Annotated in this window: 9 protein-coding genes; 8 read left to right on the top strand and 1 reads right to left on the bottom strand. The window is 68.2% G+C overall.

The genetic code is table 11. The features are described 5' to 3' along the window. Positions 1 to 447: 447 nt before the first annotated feature. The 8 genes from ACZ6DT_RS14220 to ACZ6DT_RS14185 all read left to right on the top strand — a co-directional run bounded on the left by ACZ6DT_RS14220 (position 448) and on the right by ACZ6DT_RS14185 (position 8,774). Positions 448 to 993, top strand: a complete 546-nt coding sequence (locus ACZ6DT_RS14220; protein WP_465593795.1) for a hypothetical protein — start codon at positions 448 to 450, stop codon at positions 991 to 993. A gap of 219 nt (positions 994 to 1,212) precedes the next feature. Beyond that, positions 1,213 to 1,590, top strand: a complete 378-nt coding sequence (locus tag ACZ6DT_RS14215) for a DUF1801 domain-containing protein (protein WP_465593792.1) — start codon at positions 1,213 to 1,215, stop codon at positions 1,588 to 1,590. Positions 1,591 to 1,609: 19 nt separating this feature from the next. After that, positions 1,610 to 1,996, top strand: coding sequence for a YchJ family protein (locus ACZ6DT_RS14210; RefSeq protein WP_465593998.1), 387 nt, complete (start codon positions 1,610 to 1,612; stop codon positions 1,994 to 1,996). A gap of 148 nt (positions 1,997 to 2,144) precedes the next feature. Beyond that, a complete protein-coding gene (locus tag ACZ6DT_RS14205) occupies positions 2,145 to 5,237 on the top strand; it encodes a glycosyl hydrolase 2 galactose-binding domain-containing protein (protein ID WP_465593789.1) in 3,093 nt (1,030 codons plus the stop codon). Positions 5,238 to 5,354: 117 nt separating this feature from the next. Then, positions 5,355 to 5,759: a helix-turn-helix transcriptional regulator gene (locus ACZ6DT_RS14200; protein WP_465593995.1), complete on the top strand. Its 405-nt coding sequence runs from the start codon at positions 5,355 to 5,357 to the stop codon at positions 5,757 to 5,759. A gap of 5 nt (positions 5,760 to 5,764) precedes the next feature. Then, positions 5,765 to 6,160: a VOC family protein gene (locus ACZ6DT_RS14195; RefSeq protein ID WP_465593786.1), complete on the top strand. Its 396-nt coding sequence runs from the start codon at positions 5,765 to 5,767 to the stop codon at positions 6,158 to 6,160. Positions 6,161 to 6,200: 40 nt separating this feature from the next. Next, positions 6,201 to 8,069 (top strand): Na+/H+ antiporter, encoded by a 1,869-nt coding sequence (locus ACZ6DT_RS14190; protein WP_465593992.1) that lies wholly within the window; start codon positions 6,201 to 6,203, stop codon positions 8,067 to 8,069. Between the two features lie 18 nt (positions 8,070 to 8,087). Further along, positions 8,088 to 8,774, top strand: coding sequence for a histidine phosphatase family protein (locus ACZ6DT_RS14185; protein ID WP_465593783.1), 687 nt, complete (start codon positions 8,088 to 8,090; stop codon positions 8,772 to 8,774). Here the strand turns inward: ACZ6DT_RS14185 and ACZ6DT_RS14180 are convergent. Then, a complete protein-coding gene (locus tag ACZ6DT_RS14180; RefSeq protein WP_465593780.1) occupies positions 8,737 to 9,504 on the bottom strand; it encodes an ABC transporter permease in 768 nt (255 codons plus the stop codon). The genes ACZ6DT_RS14185 and ACZ6DT_RS14180 overlap by 38 nt on opposite strands. Between the last annotated feature and the right edge of the window lie 15 nt (positions 9,505 to 9,519).

Below are 9,519 nucleotides of genomic sequence, written 5' to 3'. Positions count from 1 at the left end.
GGCCGGAAGGGGGGAGGGGGGGGTGATACCGCGAAACAGGCCGGAAGGGGGGAGGGGGGGGTGATACCGCTTTTTTTTCTTTCCCCCCCCCCCCCCCCCCCCCCCCCCCACCCCGCACCATGCCTGGCCAGGCCGATCACGCGCGACTGGGTGGATTCGGGTCGTCCAACGCCAGGCGGCCACAGGCGAACCGAGCGTGAGACGCGCCCAGATCAGCCCGGCATGCCTGAGAACTGTTCAGTACCGGCGGAATCCCGAAGACCGACTACGCCGTTCGGGCGTATTCGCGCAGGAGCCCTCGTCCCCACTCAGTGCCCGGTGCAAGATCGGCCGTTCCGGACTTGGGAGGGGACGGAGTGTGTCATGGTGAATCAACCACGTGGCCCGGACGGTCGTTGGATCAAATACAAGTACGGTGCGGGCGCGCTGGCCACCGCGGGGGTGGTCGTGGCCGCCACCGGCGGAATAGGCGGAGGCACGGCCGCGTCCCTGGATTCCGCCGCGAGCCAAGCCCTCAAAGGCAAGAGCTCCAGTAAGAAGTCCGCGCAGAAAGGCCGCCACTCCGAAACATGGCAACGCCTTGGCTGGCGCCAACTCAAAAAGACCGCGAAGCGGGAACTGAAATGCGGACCGCATTCCTTCGGTGAAGTCCAGCGTTTCTTCCTGCGCCACCCTTGCGTCGATCTCGATCGCATGGCGATCACCGTCGACGACGGCGCCGGGAACACCATCATCGTGTCCGTCGCATGGGTGAAGATGCCAAAGGCGAGCGACGCGAGCGACCTGAAAAGGCTCGTCGACAAGGACGACACCGGCAATGTCGCGCTTTTCGGCGAGGCGCGGCACGGTAGCCGCTTCACCGGCAGGTACTACGACTCCCGTCTGGCCAAGAAGCTGGTCGTGATCGCCGAGTCCGCTCCCGAGGCCGGTCGGCCGAGTGAGGCGACGCTGGAGACGGCAGTCGAAGTCGCCGTCGAGTTCCCCGCGCCTTGACCCCGCACCAGCAGTCCACCATGGAACTCATGGGCGAACGGAGCAGCCTGCCGCCCGGCATCGGCCTGCACGGCGTCGGCCCCAAAGCGCGCCGCGTCATCCGCGAAGCCCTGGAAACACGAGGTCGGACATACAAACGCACCGAATAATTTTTTTGTCTTGACAACTTGAACCTTCGGACGGTTAGCTGAGCGCACACCGACCGAAGGGACACAAGTCATGGCCAAGTTCGCGAACGTCGACGACTACATCGCCGGCCTGCCCGAGAACCTGCGGGAAGTCGCCACCGCGTTGCGGCCGATCGTCAACGCCGCCCTGCCGGGTTCCGTCGAGGCGATGTATCACGCCTCTCCGACGTGGAGCGCGGGTAAAGCCGCCGGCAAGAACCTCGTCTGCCTGATGAAGGCGTACTCGTCGTACGTCACCTTCGCCCTCTGGAAGGGGCAGCTCGTCGACGACGAGTCCGGCAGGCTGGAGGCGAGCGCGCGGGAGATGGCGCACGTCAAGCTGCGCTCCGTCGAGGACATCGACGCCGACCTGTTCACCGGCTGGCTCAAGCAGGCGCGAGACCTCGAAATCGCCGCGGCGGCGCGATGACACAATCGGCGGCGTGCCTGTGATCACCGACGAATCCCGTTGCCCGTGCGGACTGGGCGAGCCGTACGGCGTTTGCTGTGGCCGCTTCCACCGGGGAGCTTCGACCGCGCCGACCGCCGAACTCCTGATGCGGTCGCGGTTCAGCGCGTTCGCCGTCGGCGACACCGCGTACCTCACGAAGACCTGGCATCCGAAGACCCGGCCCGCCGACCTCGAACTCGATCCGGGGCAGCACTGGACATTCTTGGAGATCCTCGGCAAGACCGGGGGCGGACTGCTGGAGAACGAGGGCACCGTGGAGTTCCGGGCGCACTACCGGCAGGATCGCCGGCCGGGCAGCATGCACGAGAACAGCAGCTTCGTCCGCGTCGACGGGGAGTGGATCTACGTGGCGCCCGTCGGCTGAGCGAACGCACCGGCGAGCGCTGACAAACCCGATGCAGGGGTCTGTTCCCGGCGTGCGGTGGCGGCTACTATCTCCCCCAACATTGTTAGGGAACTTTCTTAACGATTTCCGCCCAGGTCCGCCGCCGTGTGCCCGAGGAGGCGCGCTCGTGAGTTTTCGGCAGAAGAGAACCCGGATCCCGTTACTGGTCATGACCGTCACCGCGCTGGCCGCCGCGGTCTGCGGGGTGACCACCGCTCCCGCCGCCACCGGCGCGGAAGTGGCCGTGCCCCTGTCCGTCGGCGCCGCCGCGGGCAACGCCGTCCCGATCCCCGGCTACGTGATCCAGTCCTCGGCGCAGGTCAGCGACGACTCGGCCGTCTCGAAGCCGGGCTTCCCCGCCAACGGCTGGTACCCGGTGTCGTCGCGCTCGACGGTCTACGCCGGATTACTGCAGAACGGCAAGTACGCCGACCCGTTCTACTCGACGAACATGAAGAACGTCCCGACCGCGCAGTTCGCCGTGCCGTGGTGGTATCGCACGGACCTGAACGTCGAAGACACCTCCTCGCGCACCTACCTCGACTTCAGCGGCGTGCTCTCCAAGGCCGACGTCTGGGTCAACGGCACCAAGATCGCGACGAAGGACCAGGTCAACGGCGCCTACACCCGCCACGACCTGGACATCACCGCCCACGTGCGCCAGGGCGTCAACAGCGTCGCGTTCAAGGTCTACCCCAACGATCCCAACAACGACCTCTCGATGGGCTGGATCGACTGGGCGCAGACCCCGCCGGACCAGAACATGGGCATCGTGCGCGACGTCCTCGTCCGCCGCAGCGGCCCGGTCGCGCTGCGCGGCGCCCACGTGGTCCAGAAGCTGAACTCCTCGCTCGACCACGCCGACCTCACGGTGAAGGCCGACGTCCGCAACGACTCGGCGAACGCGGTGCAGGCCACCGTCGCCGGTACGGTCGCGGGCAAGCCGATCACCCAGACGGTCTCGCTGGCCGCCAAGGAACGCAAGACGGTCACCTTCGGCGTGGTCGGCCTCGACAAGCCGAAGCTCTGGTGGCCCGCCGGGATGGGCGGCCAGCATCGGTACGAACTAGACCTGACCGCGAGCGTCGGCGGCACGCCGTCGGACACGTCGAAGTCGAAGTTCGGCGTCCGTGACGTCAAGGCGCCGCTGAACTCCAGCGGCGGACGACAGTACAGCGTCAACGGCAAACCGCTGCTGATCCGCGGCGGTGGCTACACCCCGGACCTCTTCCTGCGCTGGAGCGAGACCGCGGCTGCCGACAAGCTCAAGTACGTGCTGAACCTCGGGCTCAACACGGTCCGGCTGGAAGGCCACATCGAGCCGGACGAGTTCTTCGACCTCGCCGACGACCTCGGTGTGCTGACCATGCCCGGCTGGGAATGCTGCGACAAATGGGAAGGGCACGTCAACGGTGAGGAGAAAGGCGAGCCCTGGGTCGAGTCGGACTACCCCATCGCCAAGGCTTCGATGTTCTCGGAGGCCGAGCGGCTGCGTGACCACCCGAGCGTCATCTCGTTCCACATCGGCAGCGACTTCGCGCCGGACAGGCGGATCGAGCAGGGCTACCTCGACGCGATGAAGGCCGCCGACTTCCAGCTCCCCGTCATCCCGTCGGCGTCGAAGAGGCCGTCCCCGATCACGGGCGCTTCCGGTATGAAGATGAACGGCCCGTACGACTACGTCCCGCCGGTCTACTGGTACGACAAATCGCAGAAAGACCGTGGCGGCGCGTGGAGCTTCAACTCGGAGACCAGCGCCGGCGTCGACATCCCGACGATGGACACGTTGAAACGGATGATGTCGGCGAGCGAACTGGAAACGATGTGGAAGAACCCGTCGGCACCCCAGTACCACCGCTCTTCGTCGACGACGTTCGCGGATCTGAAGCTGTTCGGCAACGCGCTCACCAAGCGCTACGGCGCGCCGTCCGACCTGAACGACTTCGTGCGGAAGGCGCAGCTCGCGCAGTATGAGAACGTCCGTGCGGAGTTCGAGTCGCACTCGCGCAACTACACCGACTCGACCAACCCGTCGACCGGGTTGATCTACTGGATGCTCAACAGCCCGTGGACTTCGCTGCACTGGCAGCTGTTCGACGCCTACATGGACCAGAACGGCGCCTACTACGGGGCCAAGAAGGCCAACGAGCCGCTGCACATCCAGTATTCGCACGACAATCGCTCGGTCGTGGTGATCAACCAGACGTCGAACGCGGTCAGCGGACTGAAGGCGACCACGAAGCTGTACAACCTCGACGGCACCGAGAAGTACAGCAACACCAAGACCGGCCTGTCGGTCGGCGCGCTGGGCGCCAAGGCCACCGCGGTCACCGTCCCGGCGGTCAGCGGGCTGTCGACGACCTACCTGGCGAAGCTGGTGCTCACCGACTCCTCCGGCAAGGAGGTCAGCCGGAACGTGTACTGGCTCTCCACCAAGGCCGACACGCTGAACTGGGCCGGCAGCGAGTGGTACTACACGCCCCAGTCGGGCTACGCCGATCTGTCCGGGTTGAAGAACCTCGGCCAGTCCGCCGTCAGCGCGACGGCGAAGTCGGTCACCGGTGGCGACGGCACCACCACGACCACCGTGACGCTGAAGAACACCTCGGGCGGCAAGCTCCCGGCGTTCTACGTCGACTCGAAGGTCGTGGACGCCGCGGGCAAGCCGGTGCTCCCGGTGGAGTGGAACGACAACGCGGTCAGCCTGTGGCCGGGTGAAACGACCACGCTGACCGCGAAGTACCGCACCGCCGACCTCAAGGGCTCCAAGCCTTCGGTGCGGGTCTCGGGCTGGAACACCGGCACGCAGACCGTTCCCGCCGACGGCTCCGGGCCGGGCAATCCGGTCGACTACCAGGCGGAGGACGCCTCGATCGCCCAGGGCGCGGTGGAGTCCAACCACGCCGGGTTCACCGGTGCCGGGTTCGTCAACTACGACAACGTCGCGGGCAGCTCGGTCGAGTGGACGGTCGATGTCCCGGCGGCGGGCACCTACGACGTCGTCGTCCGGTACGCCAACGGCACCACGGCGAACCGGCCGCTGGACTTCTCGGTCAACGGCACGATCAGCGCGTCCGGTCTCGGCTTCGGCGGCACCGGGGCCTGGCCGAACTGGACGACCAGAACCGTGAAGGTGACACTGGCGGCGGGCGTGAACAAGATCAAGGCGGTCGCCACCACGGCTGATGGCGGCCCCAACATCGACAAGATCACCTTCTAGTCCGAGAGCCGCCCGAGGCCCCTTTCGCCGCCCGACGAAGGGGGCCTTCGGCGTTCTCGGGTGAGTTACGCTTTCCGGGTGACCGGCAAACCCGACCCGCGCCTGCGGGACCTCGCGATGCTGCGCCGTGTCCGCGACCGGATCGATCGCGACTACGCGCAGCCTTTGGACGTCGAGGCGCTCGCCCGTGGCGTGCACGTCTCCGCCGGGCACCTGAGCCGCGAATTCCGGGCCGCGTACGGCGAATCGCCCTACAGCTACCTGATGACCCGCCGGATCGAGCGGGCCATGATGCTGCTGCGGCGCGGGGACGTGTCGGTCACCGAGGTCTGCTTCGACGTCGGTTTCTCGTCGCTGGGCACCTTCAGCACGCGGTTCTCCGAACTGGTCGGCAGCTCGCCGAGCGCGTACCGCAAACAGGCGGCGGAGGACGGGCGCGGCATGCCCGGCTGCGTCGTCAAACAGATCATGCGACCGATCAGGAATCGAGAAGCGACTCCGCCGCGCGCCGACCTACCTTGAGTCGCATGACCCTCTCGATTCGAGCGTCCTATCTCCCCGCCGACGATCTCGAGGCCTCGCTTTCCTTCTATCGCGACATCCTGGGCTTCGAAGTGCGGGCCGAGGGTCCGCTCCACGCCACGGTCGGCCCGCCAGGACAACCGGAGACTTCGCTCGTGCTCCATCCCCCGGCCGCCGGCCCGGAGGTCACCGACGAGGAACGCGCCACGATCGCCGAACTGATGGCCAAGGGCGTCCACGGGATCATCGCGCTGTCCACCCCGGACCTGATCGGGACCTTCGACCGGATCCAGGCGGCGGGCGCGGAGGTCGTCCAAGAACCGAAGAAGCAGTCTTACGGCGCCTTCGACTGCTCTTTCCGCGATCCGGCGGGCAACCTGGTGCGGTTCGAGGAGCGGTAGCCCGCCCTCGGTGCGCGCGCACCGAGGCTTCCGGGTGATGATGAGTGGCGTGGAGATCGCGGTAGAACTCGTGGCACTGGTGGTGGCCGTCCTCCTGGTCACCGCCGCGGCGCGGAAACTCGACTGGTCGGCGCCCCTGTGCCTGATCGCGGTCGGGGTCGTCGCCTCGTACGTGCCGGGCGTCCCGGAGTACGAACTGGATCCGGAGGTCGTGCTGCTGGGGCTGCTGCCCCCGCTGCTGTACGCCACCGCGATCCGCACGTCGCTGATCGACTTCCGCCGCAACCGCGGGCCGATCCTGCTGCTGTCGGTGGGGCTCGTCATCTTCACCACGGCCGCGGTCGGTTTCGTGGCGTGGCTGGTGATCCCCGGTCTTCCGCTGGCCGCCGGGCTCGCGATCGGCGCGGTGGTCGCGCCGCCCGACGCGGTCGCGGCCACCGCCGTCGCCCGCCGGGTCGGGATGCCGCGCAAGCTGACCAGGCTGCTGGAGGGCGAAAGCCTGTTCAACGACGCGGCCGCGCTGGTCGCGTTGCGGACCGCCATCGCGGCCATCGCGGGTTCGGTGAGCTTGCTGCAGGTCGGCGGGGATTTCCTGCTCGCCGCCGGTGGCGGGCTGGTGATCGGGTTCGCCGTCGGCGCGCTCGCCGCGCTGATCCGCACTCGCCTCGAAGATCCGGTCACCGACACCGCGCTTTCGCTGGTGGTCCCGTTCGTCGCCTATCTGGCCGCCGAGGCGATCCACGGTTCCGGTGTGATCGCCGTGGTCGTCGCGGGGCTGATCCTCGGGCACAAGTCGCCGAGCATGCTTTCGGGCCGCTCCCGGCTGGCGAGCAGGCTGAACTGGCAGACCATCCAGTTCCTGCTGGAGAACATCGTCTTCCTGCTGATCGGGCTCCAGGTCCGCCGGATCATGACCGAGGTCGGCGACAGCGGGCTGACCGCGCTGGAACTGGTCCTGATCTGCGCCGCCACCCTGGCCGCGACCATCGTCACCCGCATCGTCTGGATGGTGGGCATCGGCTTGGCGCGGCGGCTGTTCCGCCGGCACGCCTGGCCGTGGCGGTACTCGGCCGTGATCGCCTGGGCGGGGATGCGCGGGGTCGTCACGCTCGCGGCGGCGTTCGTGCTGCCCGCGGACACCCCGCAACGGGCCGTGCTGGTACTGGTCGCGTTCGTCGTGGTGGCGGGAACGCTGCTGCTGCACGGGACGACGCTGCCGGTGCTGGTCCGCCGCCTGAAACTGCCGCCGCCCGACCGGGGCGAGGACGCGTTGCAGGAGGCGGCCGTGCTCCAGGACATGACCAGGGCCGCACTCGAAGAGCTGGAGAAGATCCGGACTCCGGAAGACCCGGAAGACATCGTCGAACGCCTGCGCAGCCGGCTCCAGCACCGCTCGGACTCGGCGTGGGAGGAGCTCGGCAGGCAGAGCACGCTGACCGAAACCCCGAGCGACGCCTATCGGCGGCTGCGGTTGCGGCTGCTCGAAGTCGAACGAGAGAAGTTCCTGGAGGCGCGTGACTCCGGCATGGCCGATGATGATGTCCTGCGCCGGATCCTCGAACGCCTCGACATCGAGGAATCCATGCTGGACAGGGAGGAAGAGACCGTGCCGGACTCCGATCGGGAACTGCGCACCCCCGCCGCGACGGCGGGATCGTGCAAACATCTGACCAAGGAGTGGCCCGCGGTCGAGCCCGACTCCCCGGACGAGTGCGCCGTCTGCGTGGAGAACGGGATGACCTGGGTGCACCTGCGTGAATGCGTCAAATGCGGGAACGTCGCCTGCTGCGACTCCTCACCGGGCAAGCACGCGACCGAGCATTTCCACGACACCCTGCACCCGGTGATGCGCAGCCACGAACCCGGTGAGACCTGGCGCTGGTGTTTCGTGGACAAACAGCTGGGCTAGCTCGGTAGGGTCCGAAGCATGAGCACCCCTGAGCAGGAAGTCGAATACCGCCAGCACCGGTTCTCACCTCCCCCGGGCGCGACCGAGATCTTCCTTGTCCGCCACGGAGAATCGGCCCCGGCGAAGGGCAGCGCGCCGTTCGACCTCGTCGACGGGCAGGCCGATCCGGACCTCGCGCCGGAGGGCAGGGACCACGCCGAGCGGGTGGGCCGCCGTCTGGCGGACGAACGGATCTCCGCGCTGTACGTGACGACGCTGCGCCGGACGCCGCAAACCGCGGCACCGCTGGCGGCGAAGCTCGGGCTCACGCCGGAGGTCGAACCGGACCTGAGGGAGATCCACCTCGGCGACTGGGAGAACGGGCTTTTCCGGCGCTATACCCACGAAGGTCACCCGATCGTCGAGGAGTTGTGGCGCGAGCAACGCTGGGACGTCATCCCGGGCGCGGAGACGATGGAGTCGTTCGGCGGCCGGATCAGGGCGGCCATCGGCAGGCTCGCGGCGGCCAACCCGGACCGGAGGATCGCCGTGTTCACCCACGGCGGGGTCATCGGCGAGGTCTTCGCGCAAGCCAGCGCAGCGAAGAACCGGTTCGCCTTCCTCGGCGCGGACAACGGCTCGATCTCCCATCTGGTGGTGTCGGGCGAAAACTGGATGGTGCGGCGGTTCAACGACACGTCGCATCTTCAGTCGCCTTTCGGCTGATCCGGCCGTCCGCGACCAGGTGCACGGCGACCAGCACCGCGACGGCCTCCGCGGCCAGCAGCCCGATGAGCACGAGCACCTGGGTCACCCCGGCCTGCACCGGCCCGGCGCCACCGAGGAGGACACCGACGTAGGCGCCGGGCAAGGTCACCAGGCCGACCGTCCGGGTCTGATCGAGGGCGGGGATCAGCGCCTGCCCCGCCGAGGGGCGGCAGATCTCCAGCGCGGCCGGGCGGCGCAAGAACCCCAGCGCCAGCGCGGCTTCGTATTCGCCGTGCCGGGACACGAGTTCGTCCAGGGCGCGCCTGGCCGCCTGAGAGGTCGCGGACATCGCGCCGCCGATGACGATCCCGGCGATGGGCACGACCGCGATGGGCCGCCACGGGACCACCCCGGTCGCGAGTACGAGCGCCAGCACCGGCACCACCCCGGAGGCGATGGCGAGCGCGACCCACGCCAGATCCTTCGCCACGCCGATCCGGCGTGCGGAGGTGACCGCCGCGATCACGAACATCAGCACCACGAAACCGCCGGTCAACCAGCCCGATTTCAGGATTCCGACGATCACCAGCGACACGGCGGCGAGCTGGACGACGGCGCGCGCGGCGGCGAACAGCACCGCCTTGCCCTGTCCCAGCCGCCCGAACCGCACCACGGCCGCGCCGAAGATCGCCAGCACGGCCAGGACCACGGCGAGCACCGGGCCGAACGCGATCGCACCATCCGTCATGCGGATGATCCTGCC

Source organism: Amycolatopsis sp. NPDC041971, from assembly GCF_055588925.1.
This window is presented reverse-complemented; position numbering and strand designations above follow the sequence as displayed.